Origin of the sequence: Mycobacterium genavense ATCC 51234, assembly GCF_000526915.1 — a bacterium.
Lineage (GTDB): Bacteria > Actinomycetota > Actinomycetes > Mycobacteriales > Mycobacteriaceae > Mycobacterium > Mycobacterium genavense.
Genome location: NZ_JAGZ01000007.1, coordinates 12912 through 32571 on the forward strand (window position 1 = coordinate 12912; position 19660 = coordinate 32571).

The window sequence follows — 19660 nt, forward strand, 5'->3', positions numbered from 1 at the left end:
GTGCGGAACATCAGCGCCTCCTCGGGGCTTTCGACGCCAGCTCAGCCTACCGAGGATCCGCCCGTTGCGAATCTCGAGACGACGATGCCCGGGCCTCAGTGCGGCTCGGCAAGCCTGGCCATCTCCGCGAACATCGATTCGCGCAGTTGCTCTCTAGTCAGATCCTCAAGTCCGGTCGCCGAGCGCACGAACGGCTCGAACAGTTGCCAACCCAACAACAGGGCGATCGCGTTCGCGGCTCCCAGCCGGGCGCTTGCTTCGCTCTCATGCTCGGGTCGGATCCCCTCCAGCAACCTGGCGGCAGCGGGGAAGCTGGACTGCAGTTTCCCGGCCGGAAACCCGTCGAGCAGCGCTCGGGCGATGACCCGCAAATGGCGCGAGGTGGCCACCTCTACCTCTTCCTGGGACGCCACGCCGTCGGTCAACCTGGTCAGCTTGGCCGCCAGGTCGTCGAGGACGGCGGCGACGAGCTTCTCCTTCGTCCCGAAATGGCGAAACACCAGTCCGTGATTGACGTGAGCCCTGGCCGCGATGTCGCGAATCGACGCCGCCGCCGGGCCGCGCTCGGCGAACATCTCCGCGGCGCTGTCCAGGATCGCGGCGGTCACCTCGTCGCGGCCGGTCGGGACGGACTCTTGCGTCGAGCCGAAGCTTGCGCTGCGTGTAGTCACATGTCTATACTAGTCGGTAGTCAGCTGACTACAGACCTGGATCGCACGGAGAAAGCGGGCCCACCCATTTCCAAGGGAGCCGACGTAACCTCGCGCAAGAAAACGTGCGGAGCCGACGGAAGGTGGGGCCCGATTGTCTGCACGAGTTGACCACCGATACGTGATCGTCGGCGCCGGCGCTATCGGCGGGACCGTGGGCGGGCTGCTGGCCCGCTCCGGCACTCCCACGGTGTTGGTTGCGCGCGGTCGCCATGCCGAGGTGCTGGCCGCCGAGGGCATCACCCTGCGGACGCCCGACGGCACCTTCCGCACCGCGGTCACCACGGCATCGCGGCCCGAGGACGTCCGGTTGACCGATCGCGACGTCCTGGTGTTCGCGACCAAGACCCAACAGCTCGATGCGGCGTTGCAGGATTGGGTGGACCAGCCCGTCCACGGCTCGGATGGCGTGCTCGGCAGCGCGGGCGAACACCTGCCAGCCATGACCACCCTCAATGGCGTTGCCGCAGAAGAGAAAGCGTTGTGCTACTTTCGTAGGGTCTTCGGGATCTGCGTGTGGCTGCCGGCCGTGCACCTGGAACCCGGTGAGGTTGTCGTGCGGGCCTGGCCGGTGGTCGGGCAATTCCACATCGCGCGGTGGCCCGCGGTGCTGCGCACGCGAGACGACGCCGAGTTGTTGGCGGGGCTCGCGGAATCCTGGACCGCGGCGGGAGTCCGGGTGCGTATGCCAGACGACGTCGCCCCGTGGAAGTACAACAAGCTGCTGAGCAACGTCGGCAACGCCGTGGGTGCCCTCACCGGCGACGCGGCGGGCGCGGTGGTGGAAGCGGTGCGGCGCGAAGGCGAAAATGTGTTGCGGCACGCGGGGATCGAGTTCATCTCCTTCGAAGTTTCGACCGCCGCCCGCGCGGACGGACCGACGATACGGCCGGTGCCGGGATCGGCCGCCGGGCCGAGCAATTCCACCTGGCAATCGCTGACCCGCCAGACCGGCAGTGTGGAGACCGACTTCCTCAACGGCGAGATCGTCCGGTTGGCTCACCGGCACGGCATCGCGGCGCCGCTGAATGCCGCGTTGGCCCGCGCCGTTCGGGCAGCGGTGCGCAGTGGCCACGGCCCGGGGCGTCATTCGGCCGAGCAACTGGCCCACCTGGTGGGAGTCGAGGCTACCGCCTGACCAACCGGTTAGCTTGCCAGGCAGGCGGTTTCGCGACCCGTCCAGCGCGCCAGCGTCTGGGCGGCCGCGGTCCGGTCGGCCGACGAGCCCGCCCAGGTGACGTAGCCGTCGGGACGCACCAACACCGCCGGTCGCTCGTCGGCCCGCTCGACCTGGACGAGTCCGGCCGCGTCGAACGGGGCCGCGCCGCGTTCGCGAATGAAGACAAAGCCGGGCCGCCGTTGCAGCTGGGTGAGCCGCCCATGCCGCAACGGGATCTGGGTTGCCCGGGTACCGACCAACGGGCTCTCGCCGTGGCGGTGCGGATACCGCAGCGTGGTCCCGGCGAAGCTCCCGGCGATCGCGTCACGCACCCTGGGAATGCGAAGTAATCCGGGCGCCAGCATGTTTCGTATCGCACGAGCGACGGGCTGGCGCAGTTTGATACCCCGGGCCATCAAGCCGGACTGCAGCAGCACCCGCTGGCCGATCGGATGACGTTCGTCGTGATAGGTGTCCAGCACCGCGTCGTCGGCACCGGCGAGCACCGCGTCGATCTTCCACGCGAGGTTGGCCGCGTCCTGGATGCCGGTGTTCATGCCTTGACCGTCCATGGGGGAGTGGACATGCGCGGCGTCGCCGGCCAGAAACACCCGGCCGTGCCGGTACTGCGCGACTTGGCTTTCGTCGCAATGGAATCGGGACTTCCAGGCAACGTCGAGCAATCCGGGGTCGGGATCCATCGCCCGCGCCAAGATGCCGGCGATCTCGTCCCGCTCGACGGGGACGTCGTCGGGTTGCTGATTCTCGCGGTCCCAGACCATCGCGCGATACCACGACTCGGTGTCGTCGCGGCCGTCGTAAGGGGCCAGGAACGCGAACTCGTTGCGAGTACTGCCCAGCGTCAGGCCACCTCCGGCGGGCCCGTGCGCGACCTTCACATCGGCCAGCACGATCGACGACATGATCGTGCGCCCGGGGAAGTCCGCACCCACCAGGGCGCGAACCGTGCTGTGCGCGCCGTCGGCGCCGACCAGATATGTTGCCCGCCAACGGGTCTGCTCGCTCGCACCGTCGCCGTGCGGTCGTGCGACCACGGTCACGCCGTCGGCGTCCTGGTCGAGCCCGATGACTTCGACGCCGCGCCGGATGTCGGCACCCTGCGCGACGGCGTAATCCGCCAGCGCCCGATCGACATTGGTCTGCGGCGTGATCATCGCGAATCGGTAGGGCGAATCGAGGTGGGTGAGGTCGATGCGGGCCCCGCCGAAAATCGTGACCCCCGGCGCCCGATGGGAGCGTGCCAACAGATCCTCGGCGATCCCCCGGGCGTCGAGGACCTCCAGCGTGCGGGCCATGGTGACGAAAGCCCGGCTGGACGAGTTGACGGTGGGCCGGCGCTCGAGCACGGCGACCGAGCGGCCCGCGCGCGCAAGGTCACCGGCGGCGGTCAGCCCCGTCGGCCCGGTGCCGACGACGACGACATCGACGCGGTGGGTGTCATCGCGCCATCGCCTCCGGGTGCGGGTACCAGCGGCGAATGTCGTCGGGCGTCGCCACGGCTGCGCGATTGAAGACGAAGCGGCAGCCGGGCTGTGCGGTGTGCGCGGCATTGACGATCGACTCGAACAGCAGCGTGTTGCTGGCGACCAGCCGGATGCCGGCGCCGATGAGCACTGCGTCGTAGCGCTTGGCGTTAAGCCATTTACGGGCCTTGTCCACTCCCGCCTCCCCGAACGCGATCAGGCAGTTGTCGACGTGGTAGCCCGCGTCCCGCAGCGCGGCGACGTTGTCGTTGTTGGCGGCGCGCAGCTTCTCCCGCGACAGGCCGGGAAATTGCGCGAATTCGGGTGAGGAGTAGTTGATCACGTCGGGATCGAGCCCGATCTGGATCGCGGTGACGGTCATGTCGCATCCCCCGGCAGTGTGTTCAACAACTGTTGAGCTCAGACGGTAGACCCCCGATGCAGCCCATGTCAACAGTTGTTGAATACACTGGCGCCATGCCCGCGAAAGTCCGCGATGGAAAAGCCACCCGGTCGACGATCTTGGCGACCGCGCGGTCGCAGTTCGGAAACCTCGGATTCGAACGGACCACCATCCGTTCCATCGCCTCGGCCGCGGGCGTCGACCCGGCGCTGGTGATGCACTACTTCGGCAATAAGGCGGAGCTGTTCGCGGCAGCCTCTCGAATCGACGTCAAATTCCCCGATCTGTCGCAGATCGCGCCCGACCAGATCGCCGATGTGCTGGTGCCGATTTTCGTTACCGTCTGGGGACCGCACGGGCCGTTCCTGCCGTTGCTGCGCTCGGCCGCGACCAACCAGGGCGCCGCGGAAGCCCTCGTCGAGGTCTTTGTCGACCAGGTGGCGCCGGCATTGGCCGCCGTCGTCGCCGACCGCGCCCCCGAACGCGCCGCGCTGCTGGGGTCGCAACTGCTCGGCCTGGCGGTGGCCCGCAACATCCTGTGCCTGCCGCCGCTGGCCGACATGGACGACGCCCAGCTCGTCGAATGGCTGCGCCCCGTGTTCGCGCACTACCTCGCCGATCCGGCACCATGATCTGATGGATCCCTTCCGGAAGGCGGTCGAGGACCGCGACGAGTCAGCGATCCAGGCATTGCTGGCCGATGACGTGGTGTTCACCAGCCCGGTGGCGTTCAAGCCGTACGTCGGCAAGCCGATCACCGCGGCGATTCTGCGTGGCGTGCTGCGCATCTTCGAAGGCTTCCGCTACGTGCGGGAGATCGCGGGCGCCGACGGTCGCGATCATGCGCTGATCTTCGAGACCGGCATCTCCGGTGTGCCGGGCGTAAAGATCACCGGCTGCGACTTCCTGCATTTCGACGAGAGCGGCCTGATCGACGACTGCATGGTGATGGTGCGTCCGCTGTCGGGGGCGACGACGCTAGCCGAAGCGATGGGTGCCCAGTTCGAGCGCATTCAGCAGGAGGCCGTCGAGTTGGCCGAGCAGTTCGCCACCGCCTGACGGCCGCGTCATTCGACGACGCGAAGGATTCCGACGCGTCCGGCGCCGGCTTCGCGGCGCAGCACCGAGGTGGCCAGGTCGAATGTCACGCCCGCGATCATCTCGTTGACCAACGGGTTGCCAGCCCGTACAGGTTCACCAGTTGCGTGATCGCCACGACGTCGCTGTCGGTCATGGTTCTGCATAGTAGAGGGCACAAACGGCGCCGCCTCCGCGTTGCGCTACGCATGCGGGCCAAGCGCGAAGGGAGACGCGGGTGAAGATTCGCTTCGGGGTCGGACTGGCTGCCGACAGCACGCCTGATCAACTCGCCGACATCGTCGACCACCTGGAGAGCAGCGGGGTGGATTCGCTGTGGTTCTCCGAGCTGGTCTACGCACCCACGGTGGATCCCGTCGTGGGCATGGCCTATGCGCTCGCCCGGACGACCCGATTGAAGGTGGGCACGTCCGTGGCGGTGCTGCCCGGCCGCCATCCGGTGCTGGTGGCCAAACAGCTGGCATCCCTGGCGGCCATCGCACCCAAGCGCGTGCTTCCGGCCTTCGGTTTGCGGTCGGCGATACCGGCCGAGCGCGAGCTGTTCGAGGTCCCTGACGGGGAGCGGGCCGCGGTGTTCGACGAATCGCTGCCGGTGCTGCGTTCGGCGCTGGACGAGGAGTCGGCCAGCTACAGCGGCCGCTACTTTTCCGTCAGCGGGGCGGTGATCACCCCGAAACCGTCTCCGCCACTGGACATTTGGCTAGGCGGATCGGTACCGGCGGCATTTCGGCGCATCGGGACGTTGGCGGATGGCTGGTTGGGCAGCTTTATGACACCGGACGAGGCGCGCGCCGGGCGCGAGGCGATCGAGCGGGCCGCGGAGCAGGCCGGCCGACAGATCGAGCCGGACCACTTCGGCATTTCGCTGGGCGTCGCGGACGGCGCGTTGTCGCCGGAGTTGGTCGCCGCGGCCCGCCGGCGCCGCCCCGACGTCGACCCCGCCGACCTGATCGCCGCGAGCTGGGATCAACTGCATCGGCAGCTGGACGCCTACCTGGATGCCGGCTTGACGAAATCGTCATCCGGCCCGCCGGCGGTGGGTCACCGGACCGCTTCATCGACCGCTTCGTCGCCGAGCTGGCCGGGCGGCAGAACTAAGGGCGGTGCCGCTTACGCTCGAGAAGTGACGATCCCGTACGACGCGGCACTGCGCGATCGGATTCGCGACCATCTCGCGAGCCATGACCGTCGCGTGGTCAGCGATCCGACCAAGCGACACGCGGCCGTCGCGGTGGTGCTGGTTGATTCGGAGGTCGGGGAGGACCGCGTCGACCCGGTGTCCGTCGCGGACTGGAACACCGGTCGACCGATGCCGGCCGCCGATCTGGACGGCCACATGGTCGACGTCTCGGGCGGCGCGGCATTTCTACTGTGCCGCAGGGCATCTCGTCTCACCTCACACGCGGCGCAGTGGGCACTTCCGGGCGGCCGGCTGGATGCGGGCGAGACAGCCGTCGACGCGGCGTTGGGAACTGCGCGAAGAAGTCCGCATCGCATTGCCCGGCTCGACCGTGCTGGGCCTGCTCGACGACTATCCGACGCGATCCGGGTACGTCATCACACCGGTGGTGATCTGGGGAGGCGGACGGCTCGATCTCGATCCGGCCCCCGACGAGGTCGTGGCCGTATACCGGGTGGGGCTACATCAGTTGCAGCGCGACGACTCGCCGCGGTGCATCACCATCAAGGAGAGCCCGCGACCGGTAGTGCAGATTCCGTTAGGAAACGACCTCATCCACGCACCGACCGGGGCGGTGTTGTTGCAGCTGCGCTGGTTGTGCCTGGAGGGACGCCACGATTCGGTCGACCATCTCGAGCAACCGGTAATCGCGTGGAAGTAGTTAGCTGACAACCTCTTTGGCGGCCGACTGAGCAACAAGCGGCCGACTCGGAATGCGCGCACGCAGAACCGGGGCGACGTCAGATTGAAACAGTTCCAGGCTGCGACGCTGTTGGTTGGCCGTGATGCCGTCGGCATCGGCGGACAGGTGCATCACTTCATGGCCGAGCTGCTCGCGGTAGCGACCCACCTTGTCGATCACCTGCTCGGGACTGCCCACCAGCGCGGAGCTTCGCTCGACGAAATCCTCGATCGAGTCGAACACCACCGGGGCCCGGCGCGGCGCGCGAATGCCAGGCGTGCCTCGAACATCGGCCGGTAGGCCGCCACCGCTTCCTGCGACGTTCGGGCGACGTAGAATCCCGCGGTTCCGGCACCCACCAGCGCATCCTCGGGGCGGCGTCCGTAGCACTCCCAGCGCTGCCGGTAATGGCGCACCAGCGCGGCGTAGGGCTCGACGGGGTTGTGATGACATTGGCGGAGAAAATCGGGTCGCCGTGACGAGCCGCGAGGTCGACGGAGTCCCTGCTGGTGGCGCTGCCATGCCAGATCCGGATCCGCTGCTGCAGCGGCCTGGGCAGTGTCTTGGCGTTGACCAACGGCGGCCGAAACCTGCCCCACCACGTCACGTTGTCGCTCTCCCACAGCAGTCGAAACAGCTCGTAACCTTCGCGATTGCGGTCTCACTGGTCTTCGGCCGTCACGTGAAACAACTGGGCCTGTGCCGCCCCGTTACCCTTGCCGATGATCAGCTCGAGGCGCCCGCCGGACAGGTTGTCGAGCGTGGAGTAATCCTCGAACGCGCGGACCGGATCGAGCAAGCTCAACGTCGTAACCCCGGTGAACAGACTGATTTTCGAGGTGTGTGCCGCGATGTTGCTCAGCACCACCGGGGGCGATGACGAGATGAACGGATCTTTGTGGCGCTCGCCGACCGCAAACCCGTCGAAACCGAGCTCCTCTGCCAGCACCGCCTTGTCGACCACATCGCGCAACCGCTCGGCGGGGCTGAGCCGCGTGCCCGAAACAGGATCCGGAACATGCGTGATCAGCGTTATCAGCAGGAACTTCATCGACCTACAGGAACCGATTGATGCTCGACTTCATTCCACCCGGGCAGCCGTCTCGAAAACGCGCCCACCTGTCCAGCCTGCGCAAACCGCGAAATCGGGCTAGCCAGACACCGACGCCGGGGGCAATATAGCGAGCGACCGTGCCGGTAACATATTCAAGAGTGTCCATGACGACGTATGCGTTCGACCCGGAAATCGCTGCGGTGCTTCCCCATCTGCCCGACATGCCGGGTGATGATCCGCTGGCCATCCGGGCGGCGATGTCGGACTTCATCGCCGCGCTTCCGGTGCCGGACACCACCGGAGTACGAATCGAGGACCGTGAAATCCCGGGCCGTGACGGTGATCCCGCGGTGCCGATTCGCATCTACCGTCCCGAGCAGCCCAGCGCTGCGGCCGCGGTGTACAGCGTGCACGGCGGCGGCTTCATCGCCGGCGCTCTGGAAACCGAACACGGTTCCAACGTCATGCTTGCCCGCGAACTCGGCGTCGTCGTGGTGGCCGTCGACTACCGGCTGGCACCCGAAACACCGTATCCGGGTGGACTGGAGGACGTGTACGCCGGGCTGGTCTGGATGGCGGCGCGGGCTGACGAACTCGGTATCGATCCGCACTGCATCGCCATCCACGGTATGAGCGCCGGGGGCGGACTCTGCGCGGCGCTGGCTCTGCTGACCCGCGACCGCGGCGGGCCGCACATCGCGTTCCAGTTCCTCTCGGTGCCCGAACTCGATGACCGGCTGACGACCGCAAGCATGACCGACTTCACCGACACCCCGCTGTGGAGCCGCCCCCGTGCGGTCGTCAGCTGGGACAGCTACCTGGGTGCTGGCCGCGCCGGCAGCAACGACGTGCCGATCTACGCGGCGCCGGCGCGTGCCACCGATTTGGCGGGTCTGCCGCCCGCGTACGTCTCGGTCATGCATTTCGACCCGCTGCGCGACGAAGGCGTCGCCTACGCGCTGGCCATGCTTGCCGCAGGCGTGACCGTCGAATTGCATATGTTCCCGGGCACTTTCCACGGCTCGATGTTGATACAGGACGCAACGATCTCCAAGCGCGAAGAGGCGGAGAAGATCGCGGTGCTGCGCCGAGCGTTGGCGCTGTAGCGGCCGGCGCTCACACAAACCGGAAATCGCTTTGCCGGTGGGTGGTTTGCCGCAGCCGCACGGCCCGGGCGGTAGCGGTCGTGAACGCCAGCACCGCCAGCACCGCCAGGATCGTGGCGGTGGCCTTGGCTGACCCGATGGTGCTCAACAGCATGGGCAGGCCGAAGCCGATATAGCTCACCGTGTAGAACATTCCGGTGAGGGCACCGCGCAAGCGTTGCGGCGCAGCCGCTTCCAAGTCGATCAGGCCCTCGCGCAGCAGCAGCCCGGACGCGCAGCCGAGAACCACCAGCAGCGACAGGCCCACCCCGAGCGGCATGGCGGAGGGCGCCGCCGCGGCGACCGCATAGCCGAGCGCGGCCAACACGGCGCCGATGGTGCCCGCTTGCGGGCCCCACTGACGCGCGCGGGCGATCAACTGAGTAATGCCGCTGACGCCGTTGGCAATCAGCGCCGCGGTCCCCGCCGCCATCGGAGCCGCGAGCCCGGTGTGCACATGGGTGGGGATCGTGACGAATGCCAGCGTCGCCGAGGAGTTCACCCACGGCGACAGTGGTAGCGCCCAACTCAACACCCGGGCGGTGTCGGGACGTCCCGATGCGGCCGGCTGCGGACCGGGCACCGGTGCAGCGACGGTCGCGTCCGCGCGCTGGGCCGCCACCACCGCGACCACGGGCGCCAGCACGACCAGCGCGGCGGCGATCCCGAACGATTCCCAAAGCCCGGAGCTTCCCACCGAGGCGATCACCCCCGACGCGAACGGGCCGACCGCGAAGCCAGCCGTCAGGACGGCACCGGCGACGGTCGCACCGGCCGGCCCCCTCATGTCGGAAGCCCATGCGGTGCAAGAGCTTACGAGCAGTCCGACCCCGACCCCGACCACCAGACGTCCGCCGAGCAACACCGTCGAATGCTGCGACACCAACATCGCGATCGTGCCCGTGAGCGCGATGATCGATCCCGCCCAGGCCACCGACTGGCGTCCCAGCAAATCCGACACGCGGCCGCCGATGAGCAGCCCGGGCAGCAGTCCCACCGCGTAGATCCCGAAGATCGCGTCGAGCGTTGCCCGGTTGAGGTGCTCGTGGTCGCTGAGTGCGGGGATCAGCCCCGCGAAGTGGTTGGCCGCCCAGCCAGTCGCCAGCAGGACGGCCAACACCGCGGCGAATAGCGGCCCACTTCCCTCGGATTCATCGCGTACGTCGCGTCCATGCGGTTCCACCGGCGCCGGTTGCGCCCGGCCGGGCACTGCCACATTCGACCTGCACACTGATTCCTCCCAATCCCTGCACGCGGTTGATCGAAAAACTGTGTATCGCGGTGATATCGGCCACAGCGCTGTGCTTGTCCAGCGCGCCGCGGAAATCAGCGCAGCGCCCTGTGCACAGACGGCGCCCCTCGGCTCGTTATTCCGGGATCGCGATACAACAGCGGTTGTCACCGGCGAAGTCTGCCCGGCCCGGCCGGGTTTGAATCACGACCGAAGCAAACCTGGCGGTGTTTCACAACGATTCCTAGGCTGCGCGGGTGATGTCGACTAATCCGGCGCTGACCCGGGTATCTCTTCGCGGTGTCGACCGCACGTTCGGAACGCATACGGTGCTGCACGAAGTCGACATCGAAATCGAGCCGGGTGAGGTCGTCGCGTAGCTCGGGTCGTCGGGCAGCGGCAAGTCGACGCTGCTGCGGCTCATCGCCGGGCTCGACAGTCCGACCGAAGGGCGCATTGAGATCGACGGTGAAGCCGTTGTGGCATCGACCCGCGCTGCGCGGTGGTTTTTCAGGAGCCCCGCCTGCTGCCCTGGCGGTCGCTGGCCGCCAACGTGGAGTACGGCCTGCCTCCCGGCACTGCGCGAGCCAAAAACACTGGTGCGGTGCAACACTGGCTCGACGTCGTCGGGTTGCGCGAGTTCGGCGACCACCGTCCGCGCCAGGTATCCGGTGGAATGGCGCAGCGTGCGGGCCTCGCGCGTGCCCTGGCGCGGCGCCCGCGTGTCCTGCTGCCCGACGAACCGCTGGCTGCCCTCGACGCGCTGACCCGATTGCGGATGCAGGACTTACTCCACGCCGTACAGCAAGAGGCCGGCACCACAACGGTGTTGGTGACGCACGACGTGGACGAGGCCGCGATCTTGGCCGACCGGGTGCTGATTCTGCGCGCCGATGCCACCGGTGGTGCGCGTATCGCGGCGACGCACGAAGTCGCGATACCCAAACCACGCGATCGCGGTGATCCGCGTATCGCGGCGTTGCGCGAGCAATTGTTGGACGAGCTCGGTGTACCCCGACGTAGCAGTGAGGCAAAGGCATGGTGAAAGTTCGTTAATTGACCACGATTTCGGTGATCGCGAGCATCGTCGCGGTCTCCGGTTGCGGTTCGAACTCCGGCCCTACGGCGTCGAAGGACATCCATCTGGACTACGCTTACTACAACCCGCTGAGTCTGGTGGTGCGCGATCAGCACCTGCTGGAAAACCGCGGCTACAATGTCACCTGGGTAATTTCGGCGGGCAGCAACAAGGCCAACGAAGGCTTGCGGTCCAAGGCGCTGGACGTCGGGTCGACCGCCGGTTCGGCCGCCCTGGTCGCGCGGGCCAACGGGTCGCCGATCAAGGTCGTCGACCTCTACGCCGGCGGCGAGTGGACCGGGCTGGTGGTGACCAGGGACTCGCCCATCAACTCGGTGGCCGATTTGAAGGACAAGAAGGTCGCCGTCACCAAGGGCACCGACCCGTACTTCTTCTTGCTGCAATCGCTTGCGACAGTGGGGATTTCGCCCAGCGACGTCGAGATCGTCAACTTGCAGCACGCCGACGGCAAGACCGCGCTGTAACGCGGCAACGTCGACGCGTGGTCCGGATTGGACCCGTTCATCGCGCAGACCATTCAGCAGCAAGGCTCGCGCTTCATCTACCGCAACCCGAGTTTCAACACCTTTGGCGTGCTGAACGCCCGTGAGGATTTCATCGCTAACCATCCCGAAGCCCTGCAGGCGGTGGTCAACAGCTATGAGGAGGCCCGCAAGTGGGCGAAGGCGCATCCCGATCAACTGGCGGCACTACTGGCCTCGCAGGCGAACATAGCGCTGAGCGTGGCACAGGAAGAGCTGACCCGGACACTGGTGGATATCGACCCGGTGCCGGGGGATCCGGTTCGCACGATGCTGACCTGGGTGGAGCCGCTCGCGGTGGCCGACTCCGATATCAAGTCCGACGACGCGAGCCGCGGCGCGCTGAACACACTGATCGAGCCGAAATACGCGCAGCAGGCGCACTGACGTCACGATCCGGCCGGTCGGCGAGGGTGTCGTCGGCGCTGGTGGGGCTGACCGTCCCGGTTCTGCTGCTGGTGATCTGGCAGCTTGCCACGGCAGTCACCGGGTTCTTCGCGCCCAGCCAGCTCCCTCCGCCCGGCGACGTGATGTCCGCGTTGGGCGCACTCCTGCGCCGCGGCCAACTATGGACTCACCTGCAGGCCAGCGGTTCTCGGGTTCTGGTCGGCTACTTCGCCGGCGCGGCCGCAGGGCTCACGCTGGGTTCGCTGGTCAGGTTGTCGGTGGTGGTGCGCGGATTGCTTGCGCCGACCATCGCGGCCTTTGGTACGGTGCCGTCCCTGGCGTGGGTCCCGTTGCTGCTCTTGTGGTTTGGCATCGACGAGACGTCGAAGATCCTGATAATCGCCATCGGTGCGTTCTTTCCGATCTACACGACGACGGCGTCGGCACTTTCCCACGTCGACCCACAGTTTGTTGAGGTGGGGCGGGCCTACGGCCGACGTGGTGCTTCGCTGCTTGCGACGGTGATGTTGCCCGCCGCGGCTCCGGAATTGGTGAACGGGCTTCGGTTGGGCCTGGCCAACGCATGGCTGTTCGTGGTCGCGGCCGAGCTGATCGCGTCCTCGAAGGGGCTAGGGTTCCTGTTGCTCGACAGCCAAAACACCGGGCGCACCGATGTGATGCTGTTGGCGATCGTTCTGTTGGCCGGACTGGGCAAGCTGACCGACAGCGCCCTGGCCGCGGTGGAGAAGCGGCTGATACGGCGGCGGTAGCGGTCTATTTGCCGGGCCGCAGCACCGGTGTCACCAGTTCGCCGGTGCTCAGGTAGCTGTCGAGGTTGCGGATTGCCAGCAGCGCCATCGCCCGGCGGGTGCGGGCCGTCCCGCTGCCGATGTGCGGGAACAGCACGACGTTGTCCAGATCGCACAGCGCCGCAGGCACATTGGGTTCGTCGGCGAATACGTCCAGCCCCGCTCCGCCCAGCGCCCCGCCGGCGACCATCTCTAACAGCGCGTCCTGGTCCACGACGCTGCCGCGCGCGATGTTGATCAGGTAGCCCTCGGGACCCAGGGCCTCGAGAATGGAGCGGTCGACAAGATGGCGCGCCCGCTCGTCGCCGGTGGTAGCGACGACCAGGACGTCGACGGATTCGGCCAACTCCAGCGGCGAGTCCGCGTAGCGGTACGGCGACCCGTCGATCCGGTGCCGGTTGTGATAGGCGATGGCACAGTCGAATCCCAGCAGCCGGGTGGCGATGGCCGAGCCGATGCGGCCCAGCCCCAAGATGCCCACCTGAAGACCACTGAGGTCTCTGGCGTACGGGAATGGCCCTTCCCGCGCCCACCGTCCGGCTCGCACGTACCGGTCGGCCGCACCGAAGCGGCGCAGGGTCATCAGGATCAGCCCGAGCGCGGTGTCGGCGACGGTATCCGAGAGTACGTCGGGGGTGTTGCTCACCCCGATACCCCGTCGTTTGGCCGCCTTCAGATCGATCATGTCCACGCCGGCCCCGTTGTTGACGATTGCCTCCAGATTAGGCAGGGCCGCAATAATTTTGGCGTCGACTCCGGGTTTGCCGGAGGTGACCACCACGCGAATCCGCTCCGCGCGTCCGGCCAGGAACTCGGTTCGCTGTGGACCCGCTGGGAGTGCGGGGATTTCGTAGCGGGCCGCCAGTTCGCTGTCGAAGGTGGGCTCGAAGTTGTTGCCGACCCTCAGTACGTCGTTCCTCTTCTCGACCGTCACCACTGCATCATCTCCCAAGCCGGCGATCGCTCCGCGGACGAGGGCGGGTAAGAAACGCCGGTGCGCAATCTTGCCCGAAGTTCCGCTACCCGCGGCGGTCTTAGCTGCACAATGACACGATGCAGACCGATGCCGGCACCCGTCGATTCCTGATGACCATCGCCGTGCTGCTGGCGCTGGTGGGATGCGGCGCGCACGGCCGCACCGCACCGACCGCGGGCGGCGGCGACTTTGCCGGTCCAATCGACATCGGCAACGGGCGCCACCTCTATCTCGAATGCCACGGAAGGGGCAGTCCGACAATCATTTTGGAATCCGGCTATCACAACTCTTCGGATCCATGGAATCGGTCCTACGTCGACCCGCCGGCCGTCGGTCCCGGAGTGCTGCCGGTCCTGGCCGACGAACACCGGGTCTGTGCCTACGACCGGCCCGGCACCCTGCGCTTCCCCGGCCCGCCCAGCATCACCGACCGGAGTTCACCGGTTGCGATGCCACGCACCGCGCGCGACGTCGTGCAGGACCTGCACGCATTGCTCGCCGCCGCACACCTACCGGGGCCGTACGTTTTGGTCGGTCACTCGCTGGGCGGGCTGTTCATCCGGCTTTACGCCCAGACCTATCCCGAACAGGTGCGCGCGTTGGCGTTCGTGGATGCTTTTCCCATCGAGATACCCAGCCTGATGGGTTCGGATTGGCCGATCTATCGCCGGCAGCTGGACACGCCGCTGCCCCAGTTCGCGACCGCGGACTCGTTCGAGGAAATCGACATCGACACGAGCGTCGCCCAGGTCGGCGAGGCGCCGCCCTTCCCGCCCGTGCCCACCGTCGTGCTGACCAGAACCGAGCCGTTCGCGATTCCGGGCACCGTCACGGCCGAGCAGGGGGCGAATCTGGAACGGGCGTGGCGAGAGGCGACGGAGGCTTTGATCGCGCTACGGCCTCAGACCCCGCACCTGATCGCGACCGGCAGCGATCACTTTGTCCAGATCCACCAGCCCGACCTGGTGGCGGCCGGCGTTCGGCTGGTGATCCAGCGGTCTGAGCCGATCCGGTGACCCGTCGCTGCTTAGAAAAACGTTCCGGCATGCGGCGCTTCGGGCACCGCGAACAGCCGATCGGCCACCGCCAGCGCCGCCGGATCCTCGGCTCGGGCCCGTCCGGCCACGGCCAGACTGCGCCAGGTGGTGCCGTCCAACAGCACCGCACCCAGCCCCTCGATCCCGACGTGCAAATCGGCGGGCCGGTTCGTCGAAATGGCGCCGCCTTCGCCGATGGTGAAGCTCGCCGAATTCTTTGGCAGCAGTGGGTCATTGACGGCGACGGTGACCGAGCCGGTCCCGGCATAGGACCGCGCCGCCAGCGCCCGCTCGGCATCGACGATGCGCAACCACGTTTCGTCATGCACCGCGGTCACCGTGACAGCTCGACGGTCCACCAGCAGTTCGGGCAGCGGGTCGTCGAGGGGCAGCAGCCAAAACTTCACTCGGTCAATGAGATCCAGCTCCAGCAGGAATCGCAGCAGCCCTAGGTAGGAATCGGTGGTCGGTGCGAAAAAATCCTCGACCCCAATGGTGCGCTGATCGCTGACGAACCACCGGTCTGTGTCGACGGGGCGGTAGCGGACGAAACCGGACTCGGCCCCGGGTTGGCCGTGCACGGCGACATACCAAGCACCCGTTGATGATTCGGTGCGTAGCCGTACGCCCTCCCACCAGGCCGCGGGGCGGTCGATGGTTCCCGGCCGCGACGGGCGATGGGCGTTGTAGATGCGGGGCAGGATCTCCCAGGCTTCGGCAGCGCCGACCAGCCGCACCGGCCCCCGGGCCCGACACGGGCCGAAACGCCGCCCGCGCGGTCTGAATCTCCACGCTCTGCGCCGAAGTCGCCACGCCATAGCCGTAGCGCTCGTAGATCGTGGCCTCCGAGGCCCGCAACGACGCGACCACCTCACCCCGGGCGGCGAAGTCGTCGAATTGGTGCCGCATCAGGGCGGTGGCGATGCCTCGCCGGGTGAACGACGGCAGCATTCCGATATGCGTCACGGCGGCGTGGCTGACGAGCGCCCCGCCGGGCAGGGTCAGCCTGCTTGTCGCGGCGTCCGCGGTGCCGACCAGTTGTCCCCCCACGAACGCGCCGACCATCCGTCCGGGCTCGATCATCTTGGTGATCTGACCGGGTGGCAAATCCGGTATCGGCGGAAAGCCCACCATCGCGACGCGAAACACGTTGAGCGCGGCGACGAGGTCGCTCTCGCTCTCGAGAACCCGGATCTCGGCGGTCATTGCGCCATCATGTCTTGTTCGCCCGGCGCCGCCGTCAAGAGCCTGCCAATTCAGCCCGCTCGGCGCATCCGCAACAGGACCGGTATCAGCGCAGCGTCGCTGCCGACCACCACGACCGGCAGCAAGGCAGGGCCGACGCGACCGGAAAGTGCAGCGTCAACCGACGGAAGTGATCCCCGCGTTGGAGAGCGCGAACCCGTTGCCCGAGGACACGGTGCACGTCACGCCTTCTTGCTTCGAGATACAGCTGAAGGGACCGATATTCGCGGATTGCCCGTAGGCAAGGGTGGGCGTGTTCTCGCCTGGGTTGCCCAGACACGACGTCCCTTGACACGGGGTGACGACGCCGGCCGGGGACAGTTGGACGGACTGCGGCGGCTCCATCGTCTGGCAATACGCCTCGTCGGGCAGGCCGGCTCGCTGATAGTTGACCTCGCAGCTGATGTTGCGGGACGGGGACACGAACGCGCACGCCGACGCCATGCAGGTCGGGTTATCCGCGGCGGCCGCAGGCATTCCCACCCAGCCGCCGGCGACGAACAACCCGACAGCCGCGACGACCGCACGATCCATGACGCTCAACCTAGCGGATGGGCAGCCCGGTCAGGGCCCGAGAGATCACCAGCCGCTGGATCTCGCTGGTGCCCTCGAAGATCGTGAAGATCTTCGCGTCGCGGTGCATGCGCTCCACCGGGTAATCACGGGTGTACCCGTTACCGCCCAGGATCTGGATGGCCTCGTCGGTGACATAGACGGCGGCCTCGCTGGCCACCAGCTTGGCCATCGAGCCCTCGGCCGAGTCGAAGTTCTGGTTGTTGCGCGCCATCCAGCCCGCCCGCCACACCAGCAGGCGGGCGGCGTCGACCCGGCTCTTCATATCGGCCAGCTTGAACGCCACCGCCTGGAACTCGCCGATCTTGCGGCCGAATTGCTCGCGCTGGCAAGCATATTCGAGTGCGTACTCATAGGCGGCCCGGGCCACCCCGACGGCCATCGCGCCGACGGTGGGCCGGGTTGCGCTCGAAGGTCTTCATCGCGGCCTGACCACCGGCCGAGGCGCCGGACTTGACTCGCGCGATGCGGGCCTCGAATTTCTCCCGGCCATCGAGAATGCAGTCCTCGGGCAGCCGGACGTTGTCGAGGACGACCTCGGCGGTGTATGACGCGCGGATGCCGTGCTTCTTGAACTTCTGGCCCTGCGCCAGCCCCTTGGTTACGGGCGGGATGACGAACGACACCTGTCCGCGGGTGCCCAGTTCGGGATAGACCGACGCGACGACGATGTGCACGTTGGCGATCCCGCCGTTGGTGGCCCAGGTCTTGGTGCCGTTGAGCACCCAGTCCTTGGTCGCCTCGTCGAAGCGGGCCCGGGTGCGGATGGCGCCGACGTCAGAACCCGCGTCGGGCTCCGACGAGCAGAACGCACCCAGCTTGGGGTCGCCCGGAGTACCGAACATTTCCGGCAGATACTGACCGAGCTGTTCGGGAGTTCCGTTGCCCGCCAACGCCGCCGCGGCCAGTCCGGTGCCCATGATGGACAGCGCGATGCCGGCGTCGCCCCAGAACATCTCCTCGAAGGCGGTCAAAAAGCCCAGGCCCGTCGGCTCGGCAGCCTGTTGCGCGAAGAAGTCGGGGGAGTAGAGGCCCACCTTTGCGGCCTCCTGGATGACCGGCCACGGGGTTTCCTCCCGTTCATCCCACTCGGCCGCGGCGGGTCGGATGGTTTCGGCCGCGAACTGGTGCACCCAATCGCGCACCGCGATGACGTCGTCGCTCAATTGCAGTGAGAAGGTCATGGTGTCACTCCTGGAAGATGTTGCTAGTCAACGGTTTTGTGGTTGGTGTGCTGCGCGAGGACGCTGACCGTCTGGGTGACCCAGGCCTCGAAATAGCGGTCCTCGTCGACGTTGCCCGGTAGGCGTCCGGACAGCGCTCGCAGCGTCGCCGCGTGGGACAAGGAGGCGATCGCCACGGCCGCGGCGGCCTCCGGATCGGGAATGCTGGTACGGCCGGAGCGATTGGACGCGGCGAGCTCGTCGGCGAACCGTTGGTAGGCGTTGTCGGTGATGACCTGCCACGTCTTCTCGTCGAGATCGCCGAGCTCGTCGAGTTCGCGCAGCATGACTTTGAGCAAATCCTCGCTCTGGCGCAGATTGCTCCAGATCAACTGGCCGGCGGTACGCACCGCCTGCTCGACGCTGCCCGGCTGCCCGGCGTCGAACTGCTCGCGCGCAGACACGATGCTGTCGATTCGTTGGGTCACCGCCGCCTCCAGCAGCTCGCGTTTGGAGGCGAAGTGCTTGTACAACGCGCCCGATCCCGGGGCGAGGCCCGACGCGCGCTGGATGTCGGCGACCGAGGTCGCCGCGTAGCCTTTGGCGGCGAACAGCTTGAGTGCCTCCGCCAGCAATCGGTCCCGTCCCGAATCGGCCACGGTGAGAGAGTACTCACTCACCGCACCGATGGCAAACGCGGACCGGTACCGGCCTCTAGCCGCAGCCGGGGTCGGTGCGCAATGCTGGGAGCCGAGTCGCGGCTCGCAGCTTCGGGCCGGACCAGGATCGATCGACGGAGGGATCGCAGTGAACGACGAGCAACGCAACGCGATGTCGTCGGGGCGTGGCTTTATCGCCGCGCTGGACCAAAGTGGCGGCAGCACGCCAAAAGCCTTGAAGCTCTATGGGATTGAGCAGGACGCATACGACAACGACGAGCAGATGTTCAACCTGATCCACGAGATGCGTGAGTGCCTGATGTCCAATCCGAGCTTTACCGGCGACAAGGTGCTGGCGACGATCCTCTTCGAGCAGACCATGGACCGGGCCATCAACGGCGAGGACACCGCGGCCTTCTTGTGGAAGCAGAAGCACATCGTGCCGTTCGTGAAGGTCGACCAGGGGCTCAGCGATGCCGAAAACGGCGTCCAGCTGATGAAGCCGATGACCAAACTCGACTCGCTGCTGCAGCGGGCCGTGGACAAAGGGATCTTCGGCACCAAGATGCGCTCGTTCATCCAAGAGCCGAACGAGGCGGGCATCAACGCGATCGTCGACCAGCAATTCGAGTACGCCGACACCATCGCGCGGCGCGGACTGATGCCGATCATCGAACCCGAGGTCAGCATCAACAGCCCAGACAAGCTCAAGGCGGACGGCCTGCTGGTGGCGGCGCTGCGCGCCAAACTCGACGAGCTCCCGGCCGACCGGCAGGTGATGCTCAAGCTGACGTTGCCCAACGAGGACAACCTCTACGCCCCACTGATCGACCATCCGCGGGTGCTGCGGGTGGTGGCCTTGTCCGGCGGCTACAGCCTCGCCGAAAGTTGCAAGATCCTGGCCCGCAATCATGGCCTGATCGCCAGCTTCTCGCGGGCCTTGACCGAGGGGTTGACCGCGCAGCAAAGCGACACCGAATTCGACGAGAAGCTCGGGTCGAACATCGATCAGATCTACGCGGCGTCCATCACCTAGCGGCCGGAC

General features: G+C 67.1%; 13 protein-coding genes and 8 pseudogenes. 11 read left to right on the forward strand and 10 right to left on the reverse strand.

Annotated elements, in window-relative coordinates:
* Positions 1 to 95: 95 nt before the first annotated feature.
* A complete protein-coding gene (locus tag T428_RS0116055; protein WP_025737282.1) occupies positions 96 to 671 on the reverse strand; it encodes a TetR/AcrR family transcriptional regulator in 576 nt (191 codons plus the stop codon).
* 133 nt (positions 672 to 804) lie between these two features.
* On the opposite strand from T428_RS0116055, the gene T428_RS0116060 reads away from it, so the two are divergent.
* A complete protein-coding gene (locus T428_RS0116060) occupies positions 805 to 1848 on the forward strand; it encodes a ketopantoate reductase family protein (RefSeq protein ID WP_025737283.1) in 1044 nt (347 codons plus the stop codon).
* A gap of 8 nt (positions 1849 to 1856) precedes the next feature.
* Here the strand turns inward: T428_RS0116060 and T428_RS0116065 are convergent.
* A pseudogene (locus tag T428_RS0116065) lies at positions 1857 to 3326 on the reverse strand (FAD-dependent oxidoreductase); the annotation flags it as partial.
* Position 3327: 1 nt separating this feature from the next.
* Positions 3328 to 3735, reverse strand: a complete 408-nt coding sequence (locus T428_RS0116070; RefSeq protein ID WP_025737285.1) for a hypothetical protein — start codon at positions 3733 to 3735, stop codon at positions 3328 to 3330.
* A gap of 95 nt (positions 3736 to 3830) precedes the next feature.
* On the opposite strand from T428_RS0116070, the gene T428_RS0116075 reads away from it, so the two are divergent.
* The 4 genes and pseudogenes from T428_RS0116075 (at position 3831) to T428_RS32145 (ending at position 6695) form a co-directional block, all read left to right on the forward strand.
* On the forward strand, positions 3831 to 4388 hold the full coding sequence (locus tag T428_RS0116075; protein WP_025737286.1) for a TetR/AcrR family transcriptional regulator: 558 nt from the start codon (positions 3831 to 3833) through the stop codon (positions 4386 to 4388).
* A gap of 4 nt (positions 4389 to 4392) precedes the next feature.
* Positions 4393 to 4815 (forward strand): nuclear transport factor 2 family protein, encoded by a 423-nt coding sequence (locus tag T428_RS0116080; RefSeq protein ID WP_025737287.1) that lies wholly within the window; start codon positions 4393 to 4395, stop codon positions 4813 to 4815.
* Positions 4816 to 5071: 256 nt separating this feature from the next.
* Positions 5072 to 5952, forward strand: a pseudogene (locus T428_RS28655) (TIGR03854 family LLM class F420-dependent oxidoreductase).
* A 25-nt stretch (positions 5953 to 5977) separates the two neighbouring features.
* Positions 5978 to 6695 (forward strand): annotated as a pseudogene (locus T428_RS32145) (NUDIX hydrolase).
* Here the strand turns inward: T428_RS32145 and T428_RS28660 are convergent.
* Positions 6696 to 7767 (reverse strand): annotated as a pseudogene (locus T428_RS28660) (LLM class flavin-dependent oxidoreductase).
* A 167-nt stretch (positions 7768 to 7934) separates the two neighbouring features.
* Between T428_RS28660 and T428_RS0116110 the strand changes: the two are divergent.
* A complete protein-coding gene (locus T428_RS0116110; RefSeq protein ID WP_025737290.1) occupies positions 7935 to 8876 on the forward strand; it encodes an alpha/beta hydrolase in 942 nt (313 codons plus the stop codon).
* A gap of 10 nt (positions 8877 to 8886) precedes the next feature.
* Here the strand turns inward: T428_RS0116110 and T428_RS0116115 are convergent, their stop codons facing one another.
* The gene (locus tag T428_RS0116115; protein ID WP_084298778.1) at positions 8887 to 10098 is read right to left on the reverse strand and encodes an MFS transporter; all 1212 of its coding nucleotides are present in this window, start codon (positions 10096 to 10098) and stop codon (positions 8887 to 8889) included.
* 308 nt (positions 10099 to 10406) lie between these two features.
* Between T428_RS0116115 and T428_RS28665 the strand changes: the two are divergent.
* From T428_RS28665 to T428_RS0116130, 3 genes and pseudogenes are all read left to right on the forward strand, one after another.
* Positions 10407 to 11191 (forward strand): annotated as a pseudogene (locus T428_RS28665) (ABC transporter ATP-binding protein).
* 26 nt (positions 11192 to 11217) lie between these two features.
* A pseudogene (locus tag T428_RS35795) lies at positions 11218 to 12153 on the forward strand (aliphatic sulfonate ABC transporter substrate-binding protein).
* Between the two features lie 71 nt (positions 12154 to 12224).
* Positions 12225 to 12923 (forward strand): ABC transporter permease subunit, encoded by a 699-nt coding sequence (locus T428_RS0116130; RefSeq protein ID WP_025737292.1) that lies wholly within the window; start codon positions 12225 to 12227, stop codon positions 12921 to 12923.
* A 4-nt stretch (positions 12924 to 12927) separates the two neighbouring features.
* Here the strand turns inward: T428_RS0116130 and T428_RS0116135 are convergent, their stop codons facing one another.
* A complete protein-coding gene (locus T428_RS0116135; RefSeq protein ID WP_025737293.1) occupies positions 12928 to 13896 on the reverse strand; it encodes a 2-hydroxyacid dehydrogenase in 969 nt (322 codons plus the stop codon).
* A 119-nt stretch (positions 13897 to 14015) separates the two neighbouring features.
* Between T428_RS0116135 and T428_RS31285 the strand changes: the two genes are divergently transcribed.
* Positions 14016 to 14954 carry an alpha/beta fold hydrolase gene (locus T428_RS31285; RefSeq protein ID WP_025737294.1) on the forward strand — a complete coding sequence of 313 codons (939 nt, stop codon included), beginning with the start codon at positions 14016 to 14018 and terminating at the stop codon, positions 14952 to 14954.
* Between the two features lie 11 nt (positions 14955 to 14965).
* Here T428_RS31285 and T428_RS28680 read toward each other — a convergent pair.
* The 4 genes and pseudogenes from T428_RS28680 to T428_RS0116160 all read right to left on the reverse strand — a co-directional run bounded on the left by T428_RS28680 (position 14966) and on the right by T428_RS0116160 (position 18615).
* Positions 14966 to 16181, reverse strand: a pseudogene (locus T428_RS28680) (GNAT family N-acetyltransferase).
* A gap of 156 nt (positions 16182 to 16337) precedes the next feature.
* Positions 16338 to 16754 (reverse strand): hypothetical protein, encoded by a 417-nt coding sequence (locus T428_RS0116150; protein WP_025737295.1) that lies wholly within the window; start codon positions 16752 to 16754, stop codon positions 16338 to 16340.
* Between the two features lie 10 nt (positions 16755 to 16764).
* A pseudogene (locus T428_RS28685) lies at positions 16765 to 17977 on the reverse strand (acyl-CoA dehydrogenase family protein).
* A gap of 23 nt (positions 17978 to 18000) precedes the next feature.
* Positions 18001 to 18615, reverse strand: coding sequence for a TetR/AcrR family transcriptional regulator (locus T428_RS0116160; protein WP_025737296.1), 615 nt, complete (start codon positions 18613 to 18615; stop codon positions 18001 to 18003).
* Between the two features lie 148 nt (positions 18616 to 18763).
* On the opposite strand from T428_RS0116160, the gene T428_RS0116165 reads away from it, so the two are divergent.
* The gene (locus tag T428_RS0116165) at positions 18764 to 19651 is read left to right on the forward strand and encodes a fructose bisphosphate aldolase (protein WP_025737297.1); all 888 of its coding nucleotides are present in this window, start codon (positions 18764 to 18766) and stop codon (positions 19649 to 19651) included.
* The last annotated feature ends 9 nt before the right edge of the window (positions 19652 to 19660 follow it).

What these genes read in the sequence shown, in the direction of transcription:
- T428_RS0116150 (WP_025737295.1), bottom strand. Translation starts at nt 16,754, where the DNA reads ATGGATCGTGCGGTCGTCGCGGCTGTCGGGTTGTTCGTCGCCGGCGGC.
- T428_RS0116110 (WP_025737290.1), top strand. Translation starts at nt 7,935, where the DNA reads ATGACGACGTATGCGTTCGACCCGGAAATCGCTGCGGTGCTTCCCCAT.
- T428_RS0116075 (WP_025737286.1), top strand. Translation starts at nt 3,831, where the DNA reads ATGCCCGCGAAAGTCCGCGATGGAAAAGCCACCCGGTCGACGATCTTG.
- T428_RS31285 (WP_025737294.1), top strand. Translation starts at nt 14,016, where the DNA reads ATGCAGACCGATGCCGGCACCCGTCGATTCCTGATGACCATCGCCGTG.
- T428_RS0116070 (WP_025737285.1), bottom strand. Translation starts at nt 3,735, where the DNA reads ATGACCGTCACCGCGATCCAGATCGGGCTCGATCCCGACGTGATCAAC.
- T428_RS0116080 (WP_025737287.1), top strand. Translation starts at nt 4,393, where the DNA reads ATGGATCCCTTCCGGAAGGCGGTCGAGGACCGCGACGAGTCAGCGATC.